The sequence below is a fragment of the Streptomyces sp. DG2A-72 genome (genome assembly GCF_030499575.1).
GTDB lineage: Bacteria > Actinomycetota > Actinomycetes > Streptomycetales > Streptomycetaceae > Streptomyces.
The window spans coordinates 5,422,503-5,446,124 of the sequence record NZ_JASTLC010000001.1; the positions used below are offsets into that span (position 1 = coordinate 5,422,503).

Annotated in this window: 24 protein-coding genes and 3 pseudogenes; 7 read left to right on the top strand and 20 right to left on the bottom strand. The window is 69.8% G+C overall.

Annotated elements, in window-relative coordinates; genetic code table 11:
* Window positions 1-44 precede the first annotated feature (44 nt).
* The 6 genes from QQY66_RS25880 to QQY66_RS25905 all read right to left on the bottom strand — a co-directional run bounded on the left by QQY66_RS25880 (window position 45) and on the right by QQY66_RS25905 (window position 6,309).
* Window positions 45-1,010, bottom strand: coding sequence for a fumarylacetoacetate hydrolase family protein (locus tag QQY66_RS25880; RefSeq protein WP_301982692.1), 966 nt, complete (start codon window positions 1,008-1,010; stop codon window positions 45-47).
* A gap of 92 nt (window positions 1,011-1,102) precedes the next feature.
* Complete coding sequence (locus QQY66_RS25885; RefSeq protein ID WP_301982693.1) at window positions 1,103-2,041, bottom strand: VOC family protein; 939 nt, start codon at window positions 2,039-2,041, stop codon at window positions 1,103-1,105.
* A 10-nt stretch (window positions 2,042-2,051) separates the two neighbouring features.
* Complete coding sequence (locus QQY66_RS25890; RefSeq protein WP_301982694.1) at window positions 2,052-3,080, bottom strand: amidohydrolase family protein; 1,029 nt, start codon at window positions 3,078-3,080, stop codon at window positions 2,052-2,054.
* Window positions 3,077-4,216, bottom strand: coding sequence for an FAD-dependent oxidoreductase (locus QQY66_RS25895; RefSeq protein ID WP_301982695.1), 1,140 nt, complete (start codon window positions 4,214-4,216; stop codon window positions 3,077-3,079). Before QQY66_RS25895 ends, QQY66_RS25890 begins: the two co-directional genes overlap by 4 nt.
* Window positions 4,217-4,330: 114 nt before the next feature.
* Complete coding sequence (locus QQY66_RS25900) at window positions 4,331-5,302, bottom strand: cyclase family protein (protein WP_301982696.1); 972 nt, start codon at window positions 5,300-5,302, stop codon at window positions 4,331-4,333.
* Complete coding sequence (locus tag QQY66_RS25905; protein WP_301987493.1) at window positions 5,299-6,309, bottom strand: fumarylacetoacetate hydrolase family protein; 1,011 nt, start codon at window positions 6,307-6,309, stop codon at window positions 5,299-5,301. Before QQY66_RS25905 ends, QQY66_RS25900 begins: the two co-directional genes overlap by 4 nt.
* Before the next feature lie 122 nt (window positions 6,310-6,431).
* Between QQY66_RS25905 and QQY66_RS25910 the strand changes: the two genes are divergently transcribed.
* Window positions 6,432-7,367: a LysR family transcriptional regulator gene (locus QQY66_RS25910; RefSeq protein ID WP_301982697.1), complete on the top strand. Its 936-nt coding sequence runs from the start codon at window positions 6,432-6,434 to the stop codon at window positions 7,365-7,367.
* 353 nt (window positions 7,368-7,720) lie between these two features.
* On the opposite strand, the gene QQY66_RS25915 is transcribed toward QQY66_RS25910, so the two are convergent.
* The 3 genes from QQY66_RS25915 to QQY66_RS25925 all read right to left on the bottom strand — a co-directional run bounded on the left by QQY66_RS25915 (window position 7,721) and on the right by QQY66_RS25925 (window position 10,292).
* Entirely contained in the window at window positions 7,721-8,446 is a 726-nt protein-coding gene (locus QQY66_RS25915; RefSeq protein WP_192583021.1) for an SMI1/KNR4 family protein, read from the bottom strand.
* 170 nt (window positions 8,447-8,616) lie between these two features.
* Window positions 8,617-9,228 (bottom strand): response regulator transcription factor, encoded by a 612-nt coding sequence (locus tag QQY66_RS25920; RefSeq protein WP_151476865.1) that lies wholly within the window; start codon window positions 9,226-9,228, stop codon window positions 8,617-8,619.
* Window positions 9,222-10,292, bottom strand: a complete 1,071-nt coding sequence (locus QQY66_RS25925; RefSeq protein WP_151476864.1) for a sensor histidine kinase — start codon at window positions 10,290-10,292, stop codon at window positions 9,222-9,224. Before QQY66_RS25925 ends, QQY66_RS25920 begins: the two co-directional genes overlap by 7 nt.
* A gap of 188 nt (window positions 10,293-10,480) precedes the next feature.
* Between QQY66_RS25925 and QQY66_RS25930 the strand changes: the two genes are divergently transcribed.
* The 4 genes from QQY66_RS25930 to QQY66_RS25945 all read left to right on the top strand — a co-directional run bounded on the left by QQY66_RS25930 (window position 10,481) and on the right by QQY66_RS25945 (window position 12,448).
* Window positions 10,481-11,707 carry a tannase/feruloyl esterase family alpha/beta hydrolase gene (locus tag QQY66_RS25930; protein WP_301982698.1) on the top strand — a complete coding sequence of 409 codons (1,227 nt, stop codon included), beginning with the start codon at window positions 10,481-10,483 and terminating at the stop codon, window positions 11,705-11,707.
* A 70-nt stretch (window positions 11,708-11,777) separates the two neighbouring features.
* Window positions 11,778-12,089 (top strand): type II toxin-antitoxin system RelE/ParE family toxin, encoded by a 312-nt coding sequence (locus QQY66_RS25935; protein WP_151476979.1) that lies wholly within the window; start codon window positions 11,778-11,780, stop codon window positions 12,087-12,089.
* Between the two features lie 9 nt (window positions 12,090-12,098).
* Window positions 12,099-12,278, top strand: a complete 180-nt coding sequence (locus QQY66_RS25940; RefSeq protein WP_301982699.1) for a hypothetical protein — start codon at window positions 12,099-12,101, stop codon at window positions 12,276-12,278.
* A complete protein-coding gene (locus tag QQY66_RS25945) occupies window positions 12,263-12,448 on the top strand; it encodes a helix-turn-helix transcriptional regulator (RefSeq protein WP_263974113.1) in 186 nt (61 codons plus the stop codon). Before QQY66_RS25940 ends, QQY66_RS25945 begins: the two co-directional genes overlap by 16 nt.
* A 697-nt stretch (window positions 12,449-13,145) precedes the next feature.
* On the opposite strand, the gene QQY66_RS25950 is transcribed toward QQY66_RS25945, so the two are convergent.
* Window positions 13,146-13,316, bottom strand: coding sequence for a hypothetical protein (locus QQY66_RS25950; RefSeq protein WP_301982700.1), 171 nt, complete (start codon window positions 13,314-13,316; stop codon window positions 13,146-13,148).
* 39 nt (window positions 13,317-13,355) lie between these two features.
* Window positions 13,356-13,712 carry a PRC-barrel domain-containing protein gene (locus tag QQY66_RS25955; RefSeq protein ID WP_301982701.1) on the bottom strand — a complete coding sequence of 119 codons (357 nt, stop codon included), beginning with the start codon at window positions 13,710-13,712 and terminating at the stop codon, window positions 13,356-13,358.
* 168 nt (window positions 13,713-13,880) lie between these two features.
* Here QQY66_RS25955 and QQY66_RS25960 point away from each other — a divergent pair, with 168 nt between their 5' ends.
* Window positions 13,881-14,714, top strand: coding sequence for a ribonuclease BN (locus QQY66_RS25960; protein ID WP_301982702.1), 834 nt, complete (start codon window positions 13,881-13,883; stop codon window positions 14,712-14,714).
* Window positions 14,715-15,213: 499 nt separating this feature from the next.
* Here the strand turns inward: QQY66_RS25960 and QQY66_RS25965 are convergent, their stop codons facing one another.
* The 4 genes and pseudogenes from QQY66_RS25965 to QQY66_RS25980 all read right to left on the bottom strand — a co-directional run bounded on the left by QQY66_RS25965 (window position 15,214) and on the right by QQY66_RS25980 (window position 18,580).
* The gene (locus tag QQY66_RS25965; protein WP_301982703.1) at window positions 15,214-16,080 is read right to left on the bottom strand and encodes a hypothetical protein; all 867 of its coding nucleotides are present in this window, start codon (window positions 16,078-16,080) and stop codon (window positions 15,214-15,216) included.
* Between the two features lie 483 nt (window positions 16,081-16,563).
* Window positions 16,564-16,923: pseudogene (locus QQY66_RS25970) on the bottom strand (hypothetical protein); the annotation flags it as partial.
* Between the two features lie 134 nt (window positions 16,924-17,057).
* On the bottom strand, window positions 17,058-17,231 hold the full coding sequence (locus QQY66_RS25975; protein WP_301982704.1) for a CsbD family protein: 174 nt from the start codon (window positions 17,229-17,231) through the stop codon (window positions 17,058-17,060).
* Window positions 17,232-17,929: 698 nt separating this feature from the next.
* Window positions 17,930-18,580, bottom strand: coding sequence for a hypothetical protein (locus QQY66_RS25980; RefSeq protein ID WP_301982705.1), 651 nt, complete (start codon window positions 18,578-18,580; stop codon window positions 17,930-17,932).
* 478 nt (window positions 18,581-19,058) lie between these two features.
* On the opposite strand from QQY66_RS25980, the pseudogene QQY66_RS25985 reads away from it, so the two are divergent.
* Window positions 19,059-19,646 (top strand): annotated as a pseudogene (locus tag QQY66_RS25985) (sigma-70 family RNA polymerase sigma factor); the annotation flags it as partial.
* Between the two features lie 132 nt (window positions 19,647-19,778).
* On the opposite strand, the gene QQY66_RS25990 reads toward QQY66_RS25985, so the two are convergent.
* From QQY66_RS25990 to QQY66_RS26010, 5 genes and pseudogenes are all read right to left on the bottom strand, one after another.
* Complete coding sequence (locus QQY66_RS25990) at window positions 19,779-20,495, bottom strand: GAF and ANTAR domain-containing protein (RefSeq protein ID WP_301982706.1); 717 nt, start codon at window positions 20,493-20,495, stop codon at window positions 19,779-19,781.
* Between the two features lie 78 nt (window positions 20,496-20,573).
* Window positions 20,574-21,524 (bottom strand): annotated as a pseudogene (locus QQY66_RS50460) (SpoIIE family protein phosphatase).
* Between the two features lie 261 nt (window positions 21,525-21,785).
* Window positions 21,786-22,097, bottom strand: a complete 312-nt coding sequence (locus QQY66_RS26000; RefSeq protein WP_301982708.1) for an STAS domain-containing protein — start codon at window positions 22,095-22,097, stop codon at window positions 21,786-21,788.
* Between the two features lie 68 nt (window positions 22,098-22,165).
* Complete coding sequence (locus QQY66_RS26005; protein ID WP_301982709.1) at window positions 22,166-22,441, bottom strand: hypothetical protein; 276 nt, start codon at window positions 22,439-22,441, stop codon at window positions 22,166-22,168.
* A gap of 10 nt (window positions 22,442-22,451) precedes the next feature.
* Window positions 22,452-23,153 (bottom strand): DUF5994 family protein, encoded by a 702-nt coding sequence (locus QQY66_RS26010; RefSeq protein ID WP_301982710.1) that lies wholly within the window; start codon window positions 23,151-23,153, stop codon window positions 22,452-22,454.
* Between the last annotated feature and the right edge of the window lie 469 nt (window positions 23,154-23,622).

The window sequence follows — 23,622 nt, forward strand, 5'->3', positions numbered from 1 at the left end:
TGACGATGACGACCTTGCCCTCCAGCTTGTTTCCACCGCGCGGTCTACGGGCGCAGCCGGGGGCGTTTCCGGGCGCGAGGGACGGCCACCGGTTCGGCACCGGGTACCACGGTGTTGGAGACGGTGCCGATGCCCTCGACGGTGAGGGTGACGGTGTCGCCGGGCTTGAGCGGTGGCGGGTCCTGGCGGCCCCGTACGCCCCAGAGTTCGGCGAGGCAGCCGCCGTTGCCGCAGGTGCCGGAGCCGAGTACGTCGCCGGGGCGGACCCAGGTGCCGCGGGAGGCGTAGGCGGTCATCTCCTCGAAGGTCCAGCTCATGTTGGACAGCAGGTCCTCGCCGACGACCTCGCCGTTGATCTCGGCGGTCAGCGCCAGGCGCAGGAAGCCGTCGCTGTCTCGGTAGGGCTCCAGCTCGTCCGCGGTGACGAGGTGGGGGCCGAGGGTGGTGGCGGTGTCCTTGCCCTTGCAGGGGCCGAGGCCGACCTGCATCTCGCGGGACTGGAGGTCGCGGGCGGACCAGTCGTTGTAGAGGGTGTAGCCGATGATGTGGTCGCGGGCCTGCTCGGGGGTGAGGTCGCGGCCCTCGCGGCCGATGACCGCGGCGACTTCGAGCTCGAAGTCCAGCACCTGGCTGCCGGGCGGCACGGGAACGTCGTCGTGAGCGCCGATGACCGCGTAGGGGTTGGTGAAGTAGAAGGTGGGCGCGTCGTACCAGGCGTCCGGGGCGCCCGAGACTCCGTCGATGCTTCGCCGTACACCCTCGACGTGCTCCTCGAACGTGACGAAGTCGCGTACGGACGGCGGTTGGAGCGGCGGCAGCAATCGCACCTGGGAGACGTGCGGCCCGCGCGGCACGTCCAGGCTTGCGTTGCCCGCCTCGCGCAGCGCCTCGGGACCGGTCTGGATCAGGTCGAGAAGCGTCCCCGCGCCGGGGCAGGGGTAGAGGGTGCCGTCGTCCTCGACGGTGGCGAGACGGCTGCGGCCGTGCTGTTCGTACGTGGCGAAACGCATGGCATTCCTAGGGAGCTGGGTGGGTTGACACAGGCCGGGGGCCCGGCGGCATGGCAGGCGGGGGAGTGCGCCGAGCCCCCGGGGTCAAGGGGTCAGACCGGCGGAGCGACGAACACGCCGCGGTCGACGTCGTTGAGCATCTCCTTGGCGACCATCTCGTTCATCGGGTTGGACGTGCCCCACTGGTCGGCGTTCTCGGGCTTCGTCAGGTCGTAGATGTGCGGGTGCCAGGTGTCCTCGTCCAGCTTTTCGAGCTCGGTGGTGTACTCGACGGTGTTGCCGTGCGGGTCGAGGAAGTACGTGAAGGTGTTGTCGCCCGCCATGTGCCGCCCGGGGCCCCAGATCTTGCGGGCGCCGGAGCGCATCACGCGGCCGGAGCCGCGCATGTACTCGTCGATGCCGCGCATCTCGAAGGAGAGATGCTGCAGGGAGGCGTGCGGACCGCTGGCGATGGCCATGGAGTGGTGCTGGCTGCTGATCCGCATGAAGTGCATGACCTCGCCCATGTGCGGCAAGGTCATCGTGTCGGACAGCCGGAAGTCGAGGTGCTGCTCGTACCAGGCGCGGGTGGCGTTGATGTCGGGGGAGTTCAGGACGACGTGCGAGAGACGGACCGGGATGGACTCCTTCTCCTCGATACGACGGTGCCGGCGCGCCTCGACGTCGGCCGAGACCTCGATGGTGCGGCCGTCGATGTCGAAGAAGCGGAAGCCGTAGCCGCCGCCGGGGGTGTCGACCTTGCCCGGCTGGGAGATCAACTGCACTCCCCCCGCGAGGAGTTGCTCGGCGAGCGTGTCCACGTCGGCGGGGCTCGCGGCACCGTAGGAGATGAGGTCGAGACGCTTCTCCTCGGCCTTGCGGAGCCGGACGATGTACTGCTCGGGGGAGCCCTCGGCGGCCAGGAAGGAGATGCCGGAGTCTTCGGCGACCTTGGTCAGGCCCCAGACGCCGGCGTAGAAGTCGAGCTGCTTGTCGTAGTCCGGCACGGCGAGGTCGACGTGCCGCAGGTGGGTGAGCAGACGGTTGGTCATGTCGGGCTCCTCAGGTGAGACGCAGCAGCGCTGCAGCGTTACCGCCGCGTACGGCGTGGAAGTGGGGGGCGGGCAGGTCCGTGACGTTGCGCAGCGCGCCGAGCGGGTCGTCCGTGCCCATGTCGAAGGGGAAGTCGGAGCCGAGCAGTACCCGGTCGGGGCCGGCCACCCGGATCAGCTCGCGCAGAACGTCCGGGTCGTGGACAAGGGAGTCGAAGTACAGCTGCTTGAGGTAGCTGCTGGGCGGGTGCGCGCAGCCGCGGGTGTCGGTGCGGGCGCGCCAGGCGTGGTCGGAGCGGCCGATGTGGGTGGGCAGATAGCCGCCGCCGTGGGCGGCGACGATGCGCAACCCCGGGTGCCTGTCCAGGACTCCGGAGAAGATCAGATGGGACAGCGCGACGGCGTTCTCGGTCGGTTGGCCGACGGTGTTGGACAGGTACCACCGGTTGAGGCGCTCGTCGAGCGTGCAGCCGAAGGGGTGCAGGAAGAGGATCGCGCCGGTTTCCTCGGCCCGTGTCCACAACGGTTCGTACGCGGGGTCCGACAGTTCGCGTCCCGGCGCGTGGCTGGAGATCTCGACACCGCGCAGGCCCAGGCCGAGGGCATGTTCGAGGGCTTCGACGGCGAGGCCCGGGTGCTGGAGCGGGACGAGGCCGAGGCCGTGCAGCCGCTGCGGGGCCTGGGCGACGTGCGCGGCGGTGCCCTCGTTGGCCAGCTCCCACACCGTACGGGCCAGGTCCTCGTCGGCCCAGTAGTGGTAGTGCGAGGGAGAGGGCGAGACCAACTGGATGTCGACCCCGGAGGCGTCCATCGCGGCGAGCCGGGCCTTGACGTCGGTCAGCCTCGGGAAGCGGTCCCGGAACATCGGGCCGCTGACCGCGATGGCCTCGGGGCCGTTGCGGCGGGCGTCGAGATCGCGGGCCGCGGCCAGCCCGGGGTGTCCGTCGACGGCGTCCTCGACCTGAGGGAGCAGGACGTGCGCGTGGACGTCGATCGTGGGTGCGCCGTTCTGGGAACTCACGGGGTTCACGGAGTTCACGGGGTCTCCTTCAGGACGGACATCGTGCGGCCCATCAGACCGGGTGCGTCGGCGTCACGGACGCCGTCCAACTGCCACTGACCGAGTTGCACGGATGCTTCGACCACCATGCGGACACGGTCGATCCGGCGTTCGTAGAAGCCGGTCAGCAGGGCGTCGAGGGAACTCCAGTCCTGCTCCTCGCTCAGCATCTCGGCCAGTACCAAGGCGTCCTCCAGCGACATGGCCGCGCCCTGGGCGAGCGTGGGGGGACAGACGTGGGCCGCGTCACCGATCAGGACGACCCGGCCGCGGTGCCAGGAGCCCTCGACGAGCAGGCGGTCGAACCAGGTGTAGTTGACCTCGGCGGGGTCGGTGATGCTCGCGGCGATCTCCGGCCACGCGCCCCCGTAGGGCGCGGCCAGCCGCCGCATCTCGTCCGCGTACGAGGCCGGGTCGATGCAGGCGCGGTCGCGGTTGGCCTCGACGAGGTAGGCGTAGATGGTGTTCTCGCTGGTCGGGCAGTAGCCGGCGATGTAGCACGGTCCGCCGTAGGACAGCTGCATGCGCTCCACGCCCTCGGGGCGGGGCACGGGGACGCGCCAGATGGCCATGCCGGTCGGTTCGGGTTTGTCGCTGATGCCGATCATCGCGCGCGTGCGGGAGCCGACGCCGTCGGCGGCGATGACCAGGTCGTAGCGGCCCTCGGTGCCGTCGCTGAACCGGGCGGTGACGCCGGACGCGTCCTGGACCAGTTCCTCGGCGGAGGTGCCAAGGCGTACCGTCGCGCCGCTCTCGAGAACGGCCTCACACAGAATCTCCTGGAGCCGGGGCCGCTGCATGCCGAAGATCGGGGGCAGGTCGTCCCCACCGGTGCGAATGTCCTGCTGGACATGGAACACGGTCCCGTCGGGCGCGGCCAGGCCGACGGCGTCGACGGCGTAGCCGCTCTCCCGGACCTTGTCCCATACGCCCACTTCGCGCAGCACACGCAGCGCGTTGCCCTGGAGGGTGATCCCGGAACCGAGCACGTTCCAGTCGCGCTTGGCCTCGATCAGTTCCACGGCGATGCCCGCCCGCCGCAGCAGCACGGTCACGGCGTTGCCGGACGCGCCGCCGCCTATGACGAGGACGGTGCGGGGACGGGGGTCGTTCATGGGTTCTCCCTGAGATGGTGCCGCGCGACTTCGAACGGCAGAGGGGGTGTTGCGGGCCGGGCGGGCGAGGATGGCGTAGCCGTCCGGGCGCGGCCCGCCCGGCAGCCCAGGGCGCTACTTGACGGCGATGGGATTCACCGGTGAGCCGACGGAACCGGTGATGGGCAGTGGCGCGGCGGTGAGCCAGAACTCGTACCGGCCGTCGGCGGCGCAATGTGCGGCGAGGGCGTCGAGGTCCCACATCTCACCGATGAGCAGACCGATGTGGGGGATGGCGACCTGGTGCAGCGGCTGGAAGGCGTGGTCGAACTCGTTGGGCCGCACCTCGAAGCCCCAGGTGTCGGTGGCGATCCCGGCGATCTCGCTCCGGTGCAGCCAGCCGGCCGTGCTGAAGCTCAGCCCCGGCGCCGGCCCGCCCGCGTAGTCGCCCCAGCCTTCGTGACGGGCGCGGGCCAGCCGCCCGGTGCGCACGAGGACCAGGTCGCCACGACCGACGCTCACGCCGTGCGAGGCGGCGGTTGTGGTCAGGTGCTCCTCGGTGATGGCGAAGCCGTCGGGCAGTTCGCCGTCCTGGCCGACGACCAGGCCCACGTCGAGGAGGACGCCCCGCCCGGCGACGTGCGGAGCCATGTGCTCGATGCCGGTGACCAGATCGCCTTCGCAGGTGACGACCTTCTCCGCCGGGCGGCCGTTCCACGCCTTGCCGTGATCGAAGATGTGCCCGAGCCCGTCCCATTGGGTGGAGCACTGCAGGGGCATGGCGATCACGTCGTCGGCGCCACCGAAACCGTGCGGAAAGCCCTGGCCTCCCAGAGCGGCGTCGGTGCCGGTGGCGAGCATCGTGTGCACCGGGTTCGTACGCCGCCGCCAGCCTTTCTGCGGGCCGTCCATGTCGAAGGCCTGTGACAAGGAGAAGCTGACGCCGTCGCGGATCAGGGCCGCGCCCTCGCGGCGCTTGGCCTCGTCGAGGAAGTTGAGCGTGCCGAGCACGTCGTCCTCGCCCCAGCGGCCCCAGTTCGAGTACGCCTTGGCGGCCTCGGCGATCGCCGCCTCGGGATCCGTACGGTCGATACGATCGGCGCTCATCGGGCCTCCTCCGCGACACAGCGGGTGCGCTGGGCGCCGAGCCCGGTGACCGAGCCGTCCATCACGTTGCCGTCGCGCAGCAGCCGGCCCCAGTGGATGCCGTTGCCGGCCGGGCTGCCGGTCAGAACCAGGTCGCCGGGGAGCAGTCGGGCGGTCTGGGAGATGTACGAGACCAGCCGTGCGACGCCGAAGATCATGTCGTTGGTGGACTCGTCCTGCATGGTCTCGCCGTTGAGTTTCAGGGTGACCTGCAGGTCGGACGGGTCGGCGATGGAGCCGGCCGGGACGATCCACGGGCCGAGCGGGGTGAAGCCGGGGGCGTTCTTGCTGCGCAGCCAGTCGGTGCCGATCGGGGGCATGTCCCGGCGGAAGACGGTCGCGCGGTCGGTCAGGTCATTGGCGATGGTGTAGCCCGCGACGTACTCCAGCGCCTCCTCCACGGTGACCCGGTAGGCGGGGCGGGAGATCACCGCGGCCACCTCCAGCTCCCAGTCGGGCTTCTGGGCCCAGGCGGGCAGTACCACGTCGTCGTAGGGGCCGCTGATCGTGGTCGGCAGGCCGATGAAGACGTACGGGAGGTCCTCGGCGGCCCGCTTGTCCATGACCGCCGCGACCTCGGCGCGGGCCTCCTCGACGGTGCCCGGGGCGTCCGGGGCGCGGTGTGCGACCGCCAGGTCGATCACGTGCTGCCGGTAGTTGGCGCCGGACTGGAAGATCTGCCGGGGCTCGACAGGCGCCTGCACCCGCAGGTCATCGAGCGACAGCCATGCGCCGGCCGGATCCGCCGCGAGGGCGTGCAGGCGGGGCAACGTCTCGTCCCAGCGCTCCAGGAGCGTAAGGGTCGTCAGCGCGGGTTCACCCAGTGCCGTGCGCAGGTCGAGCACCCGGCCGTCCGGCGCCACGAGGCCGGGGAACGCGGCTCCGCCCGAGGCGGAGAGAGTGCCGATGGCGAAAGGGCCCGAGAAGGGTGCGAATGGTGCCGACGCGGCTGCGGATTTCACGGAGATGTCCTCCCGATTGCGGTCCCACTAATCTGGCCCGTAGATTGCAATCAGGGAAATCGATTTCCTGTATATAAGAATCCAGCCGGTGAATACCGATGGTGCCGGCTCCGGAATTGGGACGCTTCGTGAACCTGGCCAGCCTGGACCTCAATCTCGTCGTTGCCCTGCGCGCCCTCCTGCAGGAGCGCAACGTCACCAGGGCCGGCCAGCGCATCGGGCTCAGTCAACCCGCGATGAGCGCGGCCCTGGCCCGGCTGCGCCGCCACTTCGACGACGACCTGCTCGCCCGGGTGGGCGGAGGGTACGAACTGACCGCCCTCGGGCAGGCCCTCCTCGACCGAACCACCACCGCATGCGACCTGCTGGAGCGCGTCTTCGCCAGTCAGGCCGAATTCAACCCCTCCCGCGAGGAACACGAGTTCACGCTGATCGCCTCGGACTACGCGGTTGCCGTCTTCGGCACCGAACTCGCCCGGACCATCCAAGCCGAGGCGCCAGGTATCCGGCTCAGGTTCAAACAGGTACCGAACGAATTCATCGACAGCACCGGGTCGCTGCTCAGCACCGTGGACGGGCTACTGCTGCCCCACGGCATCATTCGCGGCTTCCCCACGGTCGAGCTCTACCAGGACAGCTGGGTCTTCCTGGTCGCGGACGACAACCCGGAGGTCGGCGAGCAGCTCACCCTCGACGACCTGGCCCGGCTGCCGTGGGTGACGTACCAGCGAGCCTACGACGCCCCCGCCGCCCGCCAGATCGCCATGCTCGGTATCGAGCCGCGCGTGGCGGTCTCCGTGGACAGTTTCCAGCTGATGCCACTCCTGGTCGCAGGCACCCGCCGGGTAGCTCTCCTTCAGAGGCGTCTCGCCGACGAGCTGGACGGACTCGCACCCGTCCGCATCATGGAACCGCCCTATGACGCCGTGCCGCTCCAGCAGGCCTTGTGGTGGCATCCGGTCCACATGCACGACGCGGCGCACATGTGGCTGCGGGAGACGACGGCCCGGGTCGCCGAGATGATGGAGGCCGGTCGGCCCGCGATCTCCCGTCCGCCGAAATGAGGGTTGGGCTGTGCCCTGCACGCCACCCTCAAATTGGACTGGACAACAAACAAATCCCAGGCCACTGACCTGGGGTTTCATGATGAAGCGGGTGACGAGAATCGAACTCGCGCTCTCAGCTTGGGAAGCGCCGGCGCTTACGTGATCGCATGGCTGCTGACCTGCGTGGCTTCGTCGCGTCGATGCCGTTGCGCGGGCCTGATCGCACCGCTGTTGACCGTGGTTGTCCGCTCTTACGGGCACGGATTGGGCACGGCCTCGGCTTGTGTCGTTCGGCGGCACCATCGGGCCCGCGAGGAGCTGTCCCAGATGACACGTCGGCGGAAGCCGTACGGACGACCTTGCGTGTGCACTCAGCAACCACTCGCCACGGCGCCATCACCACGAGGGCTGAGCTGCACGCTCCTTGTTGATGGGGGGATGCCGTCGGCGGTAGTCAGTTCCTCGTCGATCAGTCTGCCGAACTTGCCGTACCGCTTCGGCGCATCCTCCTCATCCTCCTCATCCCCCTGCCGCCACTCCAGTTCGCCTTCGTCCGTGATGCGTGACGTGTAGCCGCCGATCCCTTCCCCTTCTTCCAGGCCGATCGCGACGGAGGCCAGGAGCGCGGGCAAAGACGCCATCCAGGCCACCGGCTCGAAGCGGCTGACGTCGTCGTGCCAGGCGACACCGATCCGCCCCTGCTTGGTGCAGTCGCGTTGATCGATGACCATCGAATCGCCGCATCCGTTCCATGCGATCGGTATCCACTGCGGGTGCCACCACGGTCCGTACTCCCGCTCCGGGTCCCACTCGTCGTCGGTCTCGGGATGGATCCGTATCCGCTGCTGCCAAGTCTCGGCCAGGCCGCGCACCCCATGCAGCATCCATATGCTCGGGAGCAGCGTGGCGTGGTCGGTTCCGTCGTGGCGCAGCAAGGACTCCACCAATGCCCTGGGGAAGCGCATGCCCAGCGCCTTTTCCGCTTCGGCGATGGCTGTCGGCTCCGCCGGCCCCGGCAACGAGGCGAAGGTCCGCGGGGCGTGAGCCTTCAGCCACGCTTCGATCCTGAGCCACGCTGGAGTCACGGACACGGCCATGGCGGACAGTATGTGCCGCACCTGCGACAGAGGGTAGACCCGCGACATCCGGCATGTCCGGTTCGGCGAAGAGGTGCTGGTGCGGAGTCCCCGTGTTCGAGGCAGCCTCAGGTTTGGCCCAGCCGGCACCGCCACCGTGCCGCGCTGGCGCTGGCGCTGGCGAAGCGTTCTTACAGCAGGCCGTTGTCCTTGGCATAGAGCGCCGCCTGGGTGCGGTCGCGCAGGCCGAGGCGGGTGAGGATGCGGGAGATGTGGTTCTTCACGGTGCCCTCGCTGAGGTAGAGCCGGGCGGCGATCTCCTTGTTCGAGGCACCGACGGCGATCTGCCGCAGCACCTCCGTCTCGCGTGGGGTCAGCGGGCCGGGGGAGGGCGGTCCGACGACGATTCGGGCGGCGACGGAGGCGTCGAGCTGGGCGACGCCCGCGTGTGCCAGGTGTACGGCGCGGGCCAGGTCGGCGGCGGGGAGGTTTTTCAGCAGATAGCCGGCCGCTCCGGCGCGCAGGGCGCGGGTGACGTACTCGTCGTCGTCGAAGGTCGTCAGCATCAGGATCTTTACGCCGGGGAGCCGGCGGTACAGCGCCTCGGTGGCGGCGACGCCGTCCATCTCCGGCATCCGCACGTCCATCAGGATCACGTCGGGCCGGGCGTCCGGGGCCTTCGCGACAGCCTCGGCCCCATCGCCCGCAGTGCCCGCCACCTCAATACCGTCCTGCAGGCCGAGCAGTGCGGCGATGCCCTCGCGTACCAGGTCCTGGTCGTCGACCACGAACACCCTCACCACGGGACGGCCACCTCCAACGTGGTGCCCGAGGCGGAGGTGGCGATCTCGACCGTCCCACCGGCGGCCCGCACCCGCTCGCGCAGTCCGCGCAGCCCGAAGCCCTCGGGGGCGCCGTCGAAGCCGCGGCCATCGTCATCGACCCGCAGCCGGGCGCCCTGCTCGTCGTACGAGACGTGGACCCCTATCCGTGAGGCGCGGGCGTGGCGACAGGCGTTGGCGAGGGCCTCCTGGGCGGCCCGGTAGAGCACCAGCGGCGGCCGCCGGTTCGTCCCGGTGACCGTCAGGGTGACGCGGCGGTCGTCCCCGTCCAGCCGGGCCACCAGCTCCTCCAGCGCTCCGCCGAACTCCGCATCGTCGCCGTCGCCGAGGGCTCGTACCGACGAGCGGACCTCGTGCAACGCCTGGCCGGCGGACCAGCGCGCGTTGGCCACCGCCTTGGCCGACCGCTCCGGGTCGAGGGCGCCGAACGCCTCGGCCGTCTCCAGCTGGACGCCGATCGCCGTCAAATGGTGGCCCAAGCTGTCGTGGATCTCCCGGGCCAGCCGGTTGCGCTCCCGCGCCGCGGACAGCTCCGCCACCCGCTCCCGCGCCTGCCGCTCCCGGACCGCGACGGCCGCCATGGTCGTCGCCAGGACGACGCCGAGGGCGAACATCAGCAGGTCCGAGATGTACGCGATGCGCGTCCACCACGAGTCGACGGCCACGGTGAAGGCCACGGCGACGGCGCACACACAGCCGGCGCCGAGCCAGATGGCCGTCCGGCGGCCGAAGGCGAAGTAGCCCAGGAACGGCACCAGCACGAACAGCACCCGCGACAGCCCCGAGGTGTCCAGCGCGGCCACCGCGCCGAATGCCGCCGCCCGGGCCGCCAGCACGGCGACCGCGGCGCGCGTCCCGGCCGTGCCCGTGCGGGGGCGCAGCTCCCACAGGACCAGGGCGGTGAGTACGGCGGCGAAGGCCGCGCTGCGCCAGCCGAGGCCGGGGCCGATGGCGGCGTAGTACAGGCCGCCCGCGAGGACCGCGCCGTACAGGACGGGCGGCACCCAGGGGACAGGGTGCGACATGCCGCCTCCTTCGGGGATGCCGAGGGCAGCTTATGCGGCGGGGGGCCTGGGCGGCAGTGCCGGAAGGCACGTGACCTCCGGCTGCGGAGGCGGGGGCCGGATCGCACTTCTGAGGGGCGGGGCGGGGTTCTTACGGTCGCGGTGTGCATCCGGCCGACGAGGCCGACGCAGCCGCAAAGGAGCTCCCCGTGATCCGAGCCAGACTGATCGCCCCCGCCCTGCTCTTCGCCCTGACCATCCCCGCCGCACCCGCCGCCGCGCAGACCGGGGGCTGCCCCGGGGTCCGGGTGCCCGGTGCCGAACGCGCGGTGACCTCGTGCCTGGACGACCTGACGACCGCGGGGACGACCCGCAGCGGGCACACCGACCCGGCGGACTGGGCGGGGCTGGTCGCCCCCGGCACCGTGACCCCGTCCGGGGTGCCCGGTGTGCAGGTGGACGGCTACTTCCCCGACACGTCCACCACCAACACCAACCACGGCTGGCAGCACGACGCCCAGTTCGTGCTGCGGTTGCCGCGCGACTGGAACGGCGGCCTCGTCGTCGCCGGACCGCCCGGCACCCGCGAGCAGTACGCCAACGACCCGATCATCGCCGACCAGGTGCTCGCCAAGGGCTACGCCTACGCCGCCACGGACAAGGGCAGCACGGGAGCGGCCCCGGCCACGCCCGGCCAGCGCCCCGGCGCCTCGATCGCGGAATGGCACCGGCGCGTCACCCAGCTCACCCGCGCCGCCAGAGCTACCCTCACCGGCCACTACGGGCACGCCCCCACCCGCACCTACGCCGCCGGACTGTCCGTCGGCGGATACCTCGTGCGGTGGCAGCTGGAGCACCACCCGGAGCTGTACACCGGCGGGGTGGACTGGAACGCGCTGATCTTCACCCCGGACACCAGCCTGCTCACCACCCTGCCGCCCGCCCTGCGCGCCTATCCGGCCTACGCCGACGGCGACCCGGCCGCCCACACGGCCCTGCTGACCACCGGTTATCCGGCCGGCTCCGAGCCCGCCTGGGCCTTCAGCTTCCGCAGCCTGTGGACGCCCCTGCTGCACCAGGTCCGCACCGAACTCGACCCGGCCTACACCGGTGAGGACTCCGCGTACGACCTGTCCGCCCGCCCCCGCAGCGTGCACCGCGCCATCGCCCGGATCTCCCTGACCGGCCGGCTGACCCGGCCGCTGATCAGCGTCCAGGGCAGCCTCGACGCCCTCACCCCGCCGTCCCGCTACGCCGCGGCGTACACCCGACTCGTCGCAGATGCGGACCGTACCCGGCTGCACCGGACCATCGCGGTGCCCGGCGGGCCCCATACGGACGGGCTGACCCCGCTCGCCCCGGACTTCCGGCCGGTGCTCCCCGCCTTCGCGGCGGCGTTCACGAAGCTCGAGGGCTGGACCCAGTGTCGGCGTTGAACGCCTCCTGCACCCGCCTGGATCTACGCCCCGGGCCGACCCGCATGAGTACGCGGAGTGGTTCCGGCAGCTGATCAAGGAGGATCTCGGTTCTGCCTCCCAGGTTGCCCAGGCCGTTGCCGCACTGCGTGACGCTGGTCCCACTCTGGGCCGTCTTCTTGCAGACCGGCTGAAGGGATCGGACCTGCATCACCTCAAGGAGCTGAGGCCGGGATCGGGTGGCCGGTCCGAGATCCGGATCATCTTCGCCTTTGATCCGACTCGTTCGGCCCTGCTACTCCTCGGCGGCGACAAGGCGGGAAACTGGGATCGTTGGTACCGCGACAACATTCCTCTGGCTGAACAGCTCTACCGCGACTACGTCGGCGACACGGAGGACTGAGGAGTAGGCATGCGCAAGAAGGCCCCGCAGGACTGGGAGACCCTGGAGCAGGAGCTGTACTCGGCCGGTGTGGAACCCGCCGAGGTGGAAGCTGGTGCGCGCCGTCTGCCGGCGAAGCCCGTGGTCATCAACTCGCCGAGGCGCGCAAGCAGTACGGGCTGGCCCAGAGGGACGTGGCTGCCCGCATGAGGGTGAGCATCGCTCGCGTATCCCAGATCGAGCATGGTGAGGTCGCCACTCTCGATGTCATCGCACGTTACGTCGAGGCGCTCGGCGGCAGATTGGACCTCGTCGCCGACTTCGGTGACCACACGCTGCGGATGCCGGCCAGTGGTGATCAGGGCAGCGCGGCGGCGTAGCCTGCCCGAAGGCTTTGGAGTGGTCCCCTACGGTGCACCGCTCGGCAGCGTTCTTACGGGAAAAGCAGGCTGAGGGCTCTCCTTATATGATCTTGCGCTGCTCGGCGTGAAAACAGCAGGTCAGCGATACATACCGCTATGAGGAGCAGAGGCTTGCTCGCCTCAACTAAGCACTCGTGCCCACCGCGTGCCCAATCTTCGAGTGCGTGGCGGGGTGAAAGGCACCGGAGAGCCGGTGGCGCAACAGAAGCCCCAGGTCGCTGACCTGGGGCTTCTCTCTGGAGCGGGTGACGAGAATCGAACTCGCGCTCTCAGCTTGGGAAGCGACGGCGCTTGGGCGGGTTCTGTGGCTCTGATCTGCGCAGATACCGTCTCCTTGGGTGGTCGTGAGGGTCGGTTCGCACCGCTGTTGACCGTGGTTTCCCGCTCTTACGGGCACGCTATGGGCACGGCGTCGTATATCTGCGGGATATTGCGTGACTGCGATGGGTGAAGCGCCGGGCTCGGCTCGCTCTGTTGCCCGGACCAGAGACCGCGTCGCGAGTGCACACTTCCGCGGATCAGTGTTGAAGTCCGTGATCGGCAGGGAAGATCAACTCTCGTTGAGGGGAGGGGATCGTGCAGGCAGACCAGAGGCAGGGGCGCGGAGTCGCGCTGCTCACCGTCCGGGTGGAGGCGGCTCTCACGGGGCCAGGGGTTATCGGATGGGGCGGTGACGGGAGTGCTGGGACCGGCGCGCGGCGGTGAGGGCCAGCGCGGCCACGAGGACCACGATGCCGACAATCAGCAGGTAGCTCAGCCCATCCGCTACGACTCCGATGATTCCCAGCACGACGGCGACCAGAACGAGAAACAGCAAGAGAGCCATGATGCGAACATCTCCCTTGGGTAGCTGAGCACCGGACGGTCAGCGGCGCGCGAGTTGCCGCTCGCCGCCTGCGCCCGTCTGGTAGGTCATGTCGTAGTGCTGGAAGATCGCTTCCTCTGCCTCGGCGGGCAGGATGTCGTCCATGCCGACCGAGGGTGCCTTCTTCACCAGCGCCTTGGCGTAGGAGACCTTGACGTAGTCCGGCCCGAGGGTCGCCTCGTCGAGGGGCACGAAGGCCAGGTGGTGGCGGGTGGGGAGTCCGGTGCGGACCGTGGCCACGGCCGGTTCGTCGGTGGTGGTGTCCACGTAGATCGCTTCGAGCACGCCGATCTTGTGGCCCTTCGGGTCGACGACGCTGCGGTTGCGCCACTCGCGGATATCGGCTGAATGGATCATGGCTGCCTCCTGAGCCGTTGATCCGGGCCGGTGCGAGCCGCCCAGCTGCCCCTGCGGTAAGCCGCCGCCCGATGCGGGACCGATAGGCCCTTGTCCTTCCAGGTTATCGAGGAACCTCTGTGTCGCGCCCTCGCGCGGTGACGGTACCGAGCGTGGTAGTCGACAGGCATGCCGATGAAGCCTTCCGGTGCCGCGGACCGTCCATCTCGACTCGGGCGGCTGCGCCGCGCGATCACCCGTTCCCCAGCCGGGCGAGGATGGCGGCGCAGCAGGGATCTCGAGCTGTGGTCGCGTTCGCTGGGCTTCGCGGCGCTGGGGTTCCTCACGCTGGTGCCGCTGCTGATCATTGTCTCCTCTGCCGATCCCGAGCACGGGCGGGGGTTCGCCCAGTGGCTGGGGGAAGGGCTCGGCGTGTCGAGGGCCTCCAGGCGGCAGGTCGAGCAGTTGTTCATCCGGCCCGGCCAGGCACTGCGGACCACGACCGCGTTCGGTATCGCAGCGCTCGCCGTGTTCGGTCTGACCTTCGGGGCGGCGGTGCAGACCGGCTACGAGAAGGTCTGGGACCTGCCGCCGGCCCGCTGGTGGGCGAGGTGGCGGCATGTGGTGTGGCTCGGCGTCCTCACCGGCTACCTCTTCGTCTCCGCCACCACCACGCTGCGGCGTGAACCCCTGGCAGGTGTGGCCGTCGCGTCGCTGAGCGCCGTGCTGTTGCTCTGGTGGTCCCAGCGCTTGCTGCTCGGCGGGCGGATCGGCTGGCGCGCTCTGTTGCCCGGCGCCGTGGCCACCGTGATCGGGCTGCTCGGCCTGAGGGTCTTCTCCAGGCTCGTCTTCTCGCCCTTGATCGCATCCAATGCCGTCACCTACGGCCCCGTCGGAACCGTTCTGGTCATCCAGTCCTGGCTGGTCGGTGTGGGAGTCGTCGTCTTCGGCGGGGCACTGGTTGGCCGACTGCTGTACGAAGAACTCCCGCGCGCGGCACACGCACTGAAACGACGCAGGTGAGCTGCTGCGGGGCAGATGGTCATTTGGCCTGGGCCGTGATCGCCCTCACGCGAGTCAGCCATGTCCTGATCGGCTCACTTCACAGGAAGCGCGCTGCCTGTACGACCGGTCGAAGGGCGTCGGCGGTCGGAGGATCGTGATGGGGTGGTGCCGGACGGGACGCTTGCGCTGGGCTGGATGACGTTCGTGTCGGCGGAGGTCAGGACGTGGAACAACCAGGCGTCACAGCGGTCATGATCGACCGACTCCGGCAGGGACCTCTGCTGACCGGCGGGCGGCGACGGTGAGGCCGCTGGCGATACGCCGGCACACCAGCCCGTCGGCCGACGCGGCTCGTACACGTCGGACGGCGGTGCGGGTTCGCCGCTGGATGCCTCTCCTCTCGGCCGTGGTCGTTCTTCGTGGAACGGCTGACCAGGCTGGCCCATCTCCGACCGGGCCTTCCGCGCTCTGCTCGCCGACGAGGCCACCCATGAGGCCAGGACCCACTCGTCTCTGCTCAGTCAGCGGTGGCGTCGGAACTGCTCACGGCACCGTTGCTGGACGGCGCGGACGACTCGGATGGCGCGGACGACTCGGACGACGCGGACGACTCGGACGACGCCGAGGCGCTGGGACCGGAGCTGTTGCTGGGAGCAGAACTGGTGTCCGGCGCCGCACTCGCGTCCGGCGAGGCAGAGCTGCCCGTCTGCGACGCCGTGCCACTGGACGCACCCGGGGTGGGTGTCCGGTTGTCGGCGGGATCGGGGGTACCGGCCGCGCCACCGCCCACCGAAGTTCCCCTGCCCGGCTCATTCTTGACCACGGCCGCTACCGGCTTGCCCATGATCAGCTCCACCGCGGTCACCGTGAGCATCGCCAGGGCGAACACCAGGCCCGTCGCCAGGGCGTACTTCTTCCAGCCGATGGACCTTCGGAGGGAGCCACCCCGGTAGGTGGTGACCGACTCGCCCTCGGAGGGCGCGGAGGCCGGCGTCGTCCCGCCGTGCTCACCACCCGGGCCACCGGGCTCACCGGGCGGCCTCGTGTCAACAGCCGTAGCGTCCGCCGGTAAACCGAACGCCGCCCGGGCGTCCGCGCGGTGTTCCGCCCGCTCCTCGCCCGGCGTCCTCGGCACTCCTACGGACGGCACCCGGCTGCGAATCCCCTCGCCCGTCCGTCGGAAAGCATGAGAGAAGACCGCTGCGCCGGTGGTCGCGCTGGCACTGATCACGGCGGCCCCGATGATTGTCCCGGTCACCCCCAGCAGGGATGCCAGCACCGCGCCCACCACAGTCGCGAGTGCGCTCGCCACTACCTGCACAAGAGTCAGGTCGAGGACCTTGCGCTTGGGCGCCCGTTCCTCTTCTTCTCTGCGATTCTCCACCAATATCCCTTGATAGTTCTGGAGCCCGGCAGCCATCGGCGCCGTGACCATCGGTGTGATGGCGGACAGCAAGGACCCAGCCGGGCGACAACTCGCCGACCAGTGCGTGATGGCCGGATGTGTCCCGCTCACGGTGGGGCGGACGCGAGCTTGATGGAGATCCGGGAGCGTTTTGCGGTCCCGTGGAAGCACCCTCCCGCGCGGATGGAGCTGTTCGCACCGGACGAGAAACGGCCGATGCGCGTTGGTCCGGGCACGAGTTGTGCAGTAGCTGCTGAGCGTGCGTCGGCCCCGCCTGCGGAGGATTGGACGAAGCCCCCACAGGCTGGGCGGCAATCAGCCTCCCCACACGAGCGGCAGATCACCGGAACGCGAAGCGCACGGACGTTACCCGGCGAACGCCAGGCCCGGGGGCGGTCGGTTTCCCCAGCGGAAAGTGCGGCGCTAGGAGAAGGGACCGGGCAGGCAGACCGACTCGGCGCGCAGGCCTCGGGCTTCGACCATCGCCTCCCGTACCTCGGTGCCGCTCTGGCCGCGGGCGGCTGTGTGCATGCTGCGGTAGCCGGGGACCTGGACGGCGTGGTGTACGGAGAGGGCGGTGAACTGCTCTTCGAACTGTTCACCGGGGAAGCCGCGGCCCCCTGCCAAGCGGGCGAGGAGCGCGTCTGCCTCGGTGACGGCCTTCTGCAGTCGTTGTTCCGTGAGGGAGCCGTGCTGCTTGACGCGCTCACTGAGTTCCCGTTCTGCCGCCTTGGTGTCGCCGTCCCGGATTCGTCCACGTCCGACGACGAGGACGGCGACCGCCGCGATCACGATCACGGCGCTGATCACGATGGTGAGCATGGCTTCCTTCTCTGGCTCTCGGTTCGTGGGTTGCTCTGCTTCATTGCCGTGCCCGGCACTTCCTGTGGGCTGATTCCGCGTTGGCCTGCCGGGTGGTGTCCACGGGAGGTGGGCATCACCCGGGGCGCTTGTGGTCAGCGCCTGAAGGCGTCCTTGGCCTTGTCGCCGGCCTGCTTCAGGTTTCCGGAGACCCGGTCGGTCCTGCCTTCGCGCTGCAGGCGCCTGTTGCGGATGGTGCGGCCGATGCGTTCGGTGATCCGGCCCTTGAGTTCCTGTGTCTTGTGCTTGATCGTCTGCCCGACGCTCATGGTTGTCCTCTGCTCATTCGCTGGATGGGCTCCCGCGCGCTTGCCGTACAGGCCGCATTTCGGCGGGCGGGGGCGGCCTGGTGTGGACTACCTGTGACTGCGGCTGTACCGGCGGCCGGCACCACGGCGTCCGCCACCGCCGCGCCCGCGCACGGCGAAGCCGACAATCCAGACGACCAGCAGGACTGCGGCGACCCACCAAAGGGTCTGCATGGTCAAGCCGAACCCGAACACCACCAGGATCAGCAGAAGGAGAAGAATCCATACCCTCGCCGGGCCTCCAGATCGCGGGAATCTCCTGGTTCCGCGGGGTCCGGGCGAAGCGGGAAGGTGGAATGCGTCGCCCGAGTGATCCGGAGCGGCAAATCCCTACGCCGTGCTGTCAGTCAACGCCTGGCGACTGTCTGTGTCAACGCAGCGTCGCCGCGGGTGACCGATGAACTGGCCTGGCATCCAGAGGTTCCGGGACGGCTGCAGCCACACCGGACGCGCCGAAATCGTGGAGAGGTACGCGCCATGCATCGCACAACCATGCTCCCGGGGGATTGGTGGGATCTGACGGCCGAGACCTCGGTAGAGGACCCGGCGGGTCAGGATGTCGTACCGACGCACCGCGGCGATCCGCCGCGCCTCCTGCTCCGGAGACAGATCCACCCGCTCCTCCACGCCTCGGTCGCGCCATGTCCGGCCGGTGCGGGCTATTCGGGCCGTTGGGTCCGGTCGTTGTGGGCGAGGCCGTCGGGATGTTCCTCCGTGCGCTCGCCAAGAGGAAGAACCAGTACGCGCAATGCCGCCTGACCGGGCAGGCGGTGGATCTGCCCCGCCTCCTGCCAGCCCCGGTCCTTGAAGGCGGCACAGGTAGTACGGGCGGACTGATCCACCAAGGTGACGCCGAGCGAGGACTGGTGGTCGGCGAGCAGACGCTCCTGGAGTCGGCGGGCGAGCCCGTGGGCGTGCTGGTGCGGATGGACGACGGTTTCGAGGATCGCGAAGACATGCCCGGACGCGGTCAGTTGCTCCAGGTTCTGCGGCATTGGTCCGTCGAACCCCTCCCACCAGGAGCCGTCGCGCGGCACGGGGATCCCTGAGACACAGCCGGTCAAGCCCTTTGCCTCGGCGACCAGCATGTCGAATCCCGGCAGTTGTACGTCGTGTTCCAGCCGGCGCAGGAACTCCTGCCGACCGCGGAACTCCTCGCCGGGCGGGGTGACGGATGACTCCACGTACAGATCCGCCAGGTCCTCCCGCAGGCCCTCGGCCTGCCAGCGGTTCAGTCGGCGCAGCCGCACCGTGTCCATGGCGGACGGCGCCGAGCCTTCGGGTTCGTGCGGGTGCCGCGGGGTGCGCATGGGGCGCCTCGGTTCAGAAGTCCGGGAAATGTACGGGAGTGCCATCGTGACCGACGGGTGGTGCGGCGCCGGGGTCCGGGACGTCTGTACAGCAGCATAGCCCCGGATCAGCACCGCCCCGGGGCCCGTTGGGGGCACGGGGCCACTGGTGCGCAGGCAACTGGACGGTGAATGTGCCGGCCGGGTGTCGCCGCTCGCGTCGCCTGCCCCCTACGTCCTCCGTGGGCAGCTGCGACTGTGTGGCGGAAGCCTGTTTGGAAGCGGCTGCCCGGGAAGCCTCTGGTGTGCTTCAGACCGGAGGCACGCCCGTGCGAGCAGCCGTCGCTGCTCCCCTGTGTGCTGCGGTCTGCCGGCTCCCACGGTGAGTTGACGCCACCGATCAGGGAGACACGTTGCCCATGCCGGGCGAACGCACGAAGGCCCACGAAGTGCGCGCCACTACGACGACGCACCGGACACCGACGCAGCCTTCCGCCGTATCGCCGCTCTGCCGGACGGCCCGGAGAGGTCCGCGCTGCGCCAGAAGGTGGTGCGCCTGGATGCCGATGGCCGTACGGCTGGCCCGGCGCTTCCGTCATCGCGGTGAGGCCTTCGAAGACCTCAAGCAGGTCGCCCAACTGAGCCTGGTCAAGGCGGTGTCCCGCTTCGACCCGAGTCTCGGCACCGCCTTCCCGAGTTTTGCCATACCGACGATCCTCGGCGAGGTGAAGCGTCACTTCCGTGACGAACTCTGGGTCGTGCACGTGCCGCGGCGCGTACAGGAGCTGCGTGGCCAGGTCCGCTCCGCCGACCATGAGCTGAGCACTTCGCTGGGCGGATCGATACCCGCCGTCCGCGAGATCGCCGCACACACCGGACTGACCGAGGCGGACGTGTTGCTCTGGGCCAGGGGGCGCTGGAGAGCTTCACCGCCCTGTCCCTGGACGCCGTGCCCGGCGGCTCCGCGGACAGTTACCCGCTGGCCGACAGCCTCGGTGGCATGGAGCCCGGATTCGACCGGGTCGTCAACCGTGAGACGCTACGACCTCTGCTGCGGGCCCTGCCCGAACGCGAACGCCAGATCCTTCCCACCAGTCCCGCCGCCGCGGAGGACAACGCGCGAGGACACGGTGGAGGGGGACTTCCCATCGTCGCGCCACGGACGGCCGCCGCCGCAGGGATCGCGGTCGGTAGCGTGTCGACTGTGGCGCGGAGTGGGTCAGGACCCCAGACCGGGAAGGGGGTCGGAGTCGTCGATGAAGGCGCGGGCCACGTCGGCCAGGCGCCGGTTGTGGGAGCGGGCGTAGCCGCGCAGCGCGCTGAAAGCCTGTTCCATGTCGATGCCCTGGCGTTCGGCGAGCTTCCCCTTGGCCTGTTCGATCAGTACCCGGCTGTTCAGTGCCGTCTGCAGCTGCTCGTTGAGCACCGTGCTGCGGTGAGCGGTGCGTTGTTGCAGCAGGCTGATGGTGGCGACGTCGGCCAAGGCCTGGGCGATGTGCGTGGCGAGTGGGTCGAAGGGGCCGGGCGCGATGCCGAAGAGATTCAGGGCGCCCACGGTCTCGTCCCGCAGGCGCATGGGCAGCGCCTGGACCGCCCCGAAGCCGCTGCGGTGGGCCGCCATGACGAAGCGCGGCCAGCGGTCGACCTTCCGGGTGAGGTCGGGGACGATCACGAGGGTGCCGGTGCGGAAGCACTCCAGGCAGGGGCCCTCGTCGTTCTGGAGCTGGAAGAGCTCCAGCAGCCGTACCTGTTCGTCGGAGGCGGCCATCACGCGTAGCTCGCCGTCGCGGTCCGCGAGCAGCACACCGGCGGCACTCGCGCCGAGCAGCCCTACACAGCGGTCGGTGAGCAGGCGCAGGAAGTCGATCAGGTCGAAGTCGGCGACCAGGTTGTCCGCCAGCTCGACGAAGGTCTTGGCCAGGAGCTGCTGATTCATGGTGTCACCCTCGATGGAGACTATGCCCGCCGGGAAGGGGCGGGAAGCGCGGCACGTTCGTCCGATGGCACCGATACATCAGGTCTCCTCGTCGGTCCGTCCGGGTTCCGTGTCCGGTAAGAAGCGGAGCCGACGGGCCACCACGTCGGCGAGCCGGCGTCCCTGCGTGAAGGCGTAGGCGCGCAGCCGTACGAAGGCTTCGTCGATACCGACGCCGAGCTGGACGGTGAGGGTGCCTGAAGCCGGGGCACGCGCCGTGTTCGTGCTGTCCCTGCAGATGGGGGCTTCGTGCTCCTCGATCAGGCCGTCGGTGAAGCACAGCACTCGGTCGCCGGGTTGGAGCATCTGCTGGCTGATCTGGGGCAGCCCGTTGCGATGTTCAGACGCATCATCTGCGCGGTGATGAAGTGGTCGGGCCCGAACTGCTCGGCGATGGCCCGGTCCATGAATGCGTAGATCTCGGACAGGCCGATGTCGGCACGTCTGGCGTGCCGGTAGGCCACGACGGCGACGGTCGCCATCGTGGCGGCGTCCAGGCCATGGCCCATCGCATCGACCATGGCCACGTGCAGGATGTCCTCGTTGAGGGCGTAGTCGAAGCTGTCGCCTGCGACGCCGTAGGCAGGCTCCAGGATTCCGGCCACCGCGACCTGCGGGACGGACATCGCCAGCGGCGGCAGCAGGGACCACTGGATCTCCGCGGCCACGCTCATCGGTTCGCGGCGCCGGGCAAGGAAGAACTGGTCGGTGTAGCTGTGCCTGGTGACCAGGCTGGCGAGTCTGCGCAGCAGCCGCCGGTCGTTGTCATCGAGGGTGTCGAGGATGAGGGCCATCACGCCCACCTGGTCGCTGCCGTCCAGCAACGGTAGGTACATCCGGACGCCGTCGGACTGCGGCACCTCGGCAGGGGTCGCGCACCAGCACCTGCCGGCCGTAGTCATGCAGCAGGATCGAGACGTCGCGGCAACCGACCCTGGCCACCTCTTCCACGATCAGCTGCGGCGGCATCTCGTGTGCCCGGTCCTGCATGCTCTTGTCAGGCTGCCGCTCACCTCGTGCAGCGAGTCCAGTGCCCGCACCGACATGCGCGGTCCGTCTTGCGGTCACGGCGGATGCGCTCGACCCGCACGTGATCTGTACACACGGGCTCCTGACACGACCGCGATCAACCCGCGCAGAGTGACGCGACCTGCCACGCCGAACAGCCCATTACGCGAGACGCGGCATGTCACACACGGTCGGAACTGATGGCTCTCCGTCCCGTTGTGCACCACATCTCTCCCGGAGCCGTCACAGGAGCAGAAGATCGGAGCCGGTGTCCGCGAGGAGCCGTGTGGTCTGCGGGGACGGGTGGTGCAGCCGCAGGCACGCGTGGGTCTCGGCGGCGTGCCGCGACGCATCGAGGAAGACGCGCCGGCCGCTGCTGTCGCAGAGGCCGACGGTGGTCAGATCGACGTCAATGGTGGTGATGCCGTCACTCAGGCACCGCTCCAGGACAGCGCGCACCTGGGGCGCGGTAGCCGGGTCGATCTCGCCGGCCAGGGTGATCAGTGCTCGTCTGCCCCGGTCGTGCCGGTAGATGTTCAGCTGCGGAAGAGTCATGACGCCTCGGTTCATGGCCCCCGGCCGCTCCCCGCACAGTCGATGGCCCGGTGACGGAAAGCGGCTGGTCACCTGTGGTGAGTGGTACGGCTGCGGCGGCGGCGCGGCGGGAAGCGGCCGCGGCCTCCGTCGCGGTGGTCACGTCGTTCGCCGGCGGTCGGTGACTCGGATCGGTCCGGCTCCACCGGGGGCTGCGGCGTGACGCGTCCGCGGCGGCCGGGCAGGGCGGCGCTGTACCGGTGCACGGCGATCCTGTCGGCGTGTTGGAGGTTGAGCCGGTGGATCACGTATGCCGCCGCTGCGATGAGGACGATGAAGGCGGCGGCTGTAAGGAAGGTGTTCATGGCGGCCGCCTCACTTACCGACGATCAGGTGACTGGCCCGACCGGGCGCACCGGGCTGCTCCGGTACGACCGTGGACACCGCGGAGGCGCCGCCCTCGTACTCCCATGTCTCGTCCGGGTCCAGTGGCTCGTCGGTCGCGGCGACGCCGTGCCGGGCCTTGTCCGCGGCGATGAGCGCGCTCGCGGTGAGGGGCGGGCCGTCGTGGTCGGACGCGGCGGCCATGAGCCGGGCCGCCGACTCCGCCCCGGTCTCCGGCGGGATGATCAGCAGGTCCCAGCGGTCGGTGCCGTAGGAGAGCAGCAGCAGTTTGTGCGGGTCGATTTCCGGGGTGAACCAGCCGACCTTGACGATGTGGCCGTTCACAGGAACCTGGCGTGGGATGACCGGCCAGTACTTCGGGTTGACGGCGACGCGCGTGATGCGGCCCCACAAGGGGTCCAACACGTCGGTCAGCGCGGGCAGTTCGCTCAGCAGATCCCGGGAGCGGGGCCACCAGGCACCGTCCAGGAGTCCGCGCGAGGTGCCGTCGGTCTTCAATGCGAGACGCGCGGCCGGGGCTGCGACGGGCTCGGGGTGCAGGGTGGGGTGCAAGGTCGCCGACATGATGCGGACCCGTCTCCGGGCCGCCTCAGCGGCGGCCCGGGTTTCATCTTTCGCCGAGAACGACCCGGCGTGGAAGCCGGTGTGCGAATTGCCCTCGGTACCGTCCACACTACTCCGCGCTCCGTCGCAGCGCGGACCTGCGGCGGGCCTGGAGGTGGAGCAGTCGCTGGGTGATCTCCCGGTACTGCCTCAGCGCTCGCCGGAGTTCGTCGGACTGTGCGTCGGGGCCCCGGTCCTGCCGGCCGGCGCGAAAAGGACGCCGCCGTTCGTGAGGGCGTTCACGAGCCGGGCCCTGGCTTCGTCACAGGCGCTGGACAACCTTGTCCTGTCCGTCCGACGAGAGGAGCGGCTCCGGGCCTTGGCCGCGGCGCGCGGCGGGGCCGGGGGTTTGGCCGACGGGCTGCTGGGCGCGCGTCTGGTCGTACATCATCGGGGGCCGCTTCCGTTCCGCCGGAAGGCTTTCTTGATCTTCGCGACGGCCTGGTTCAGGCTCCCGGAGACCCGGTCGTTCCTGCCCCCGGCGTTGCAGTCGCCTGTTGCGGCTGACGCGGCCGAGTTCTTCCGTGATCCTGCCCTT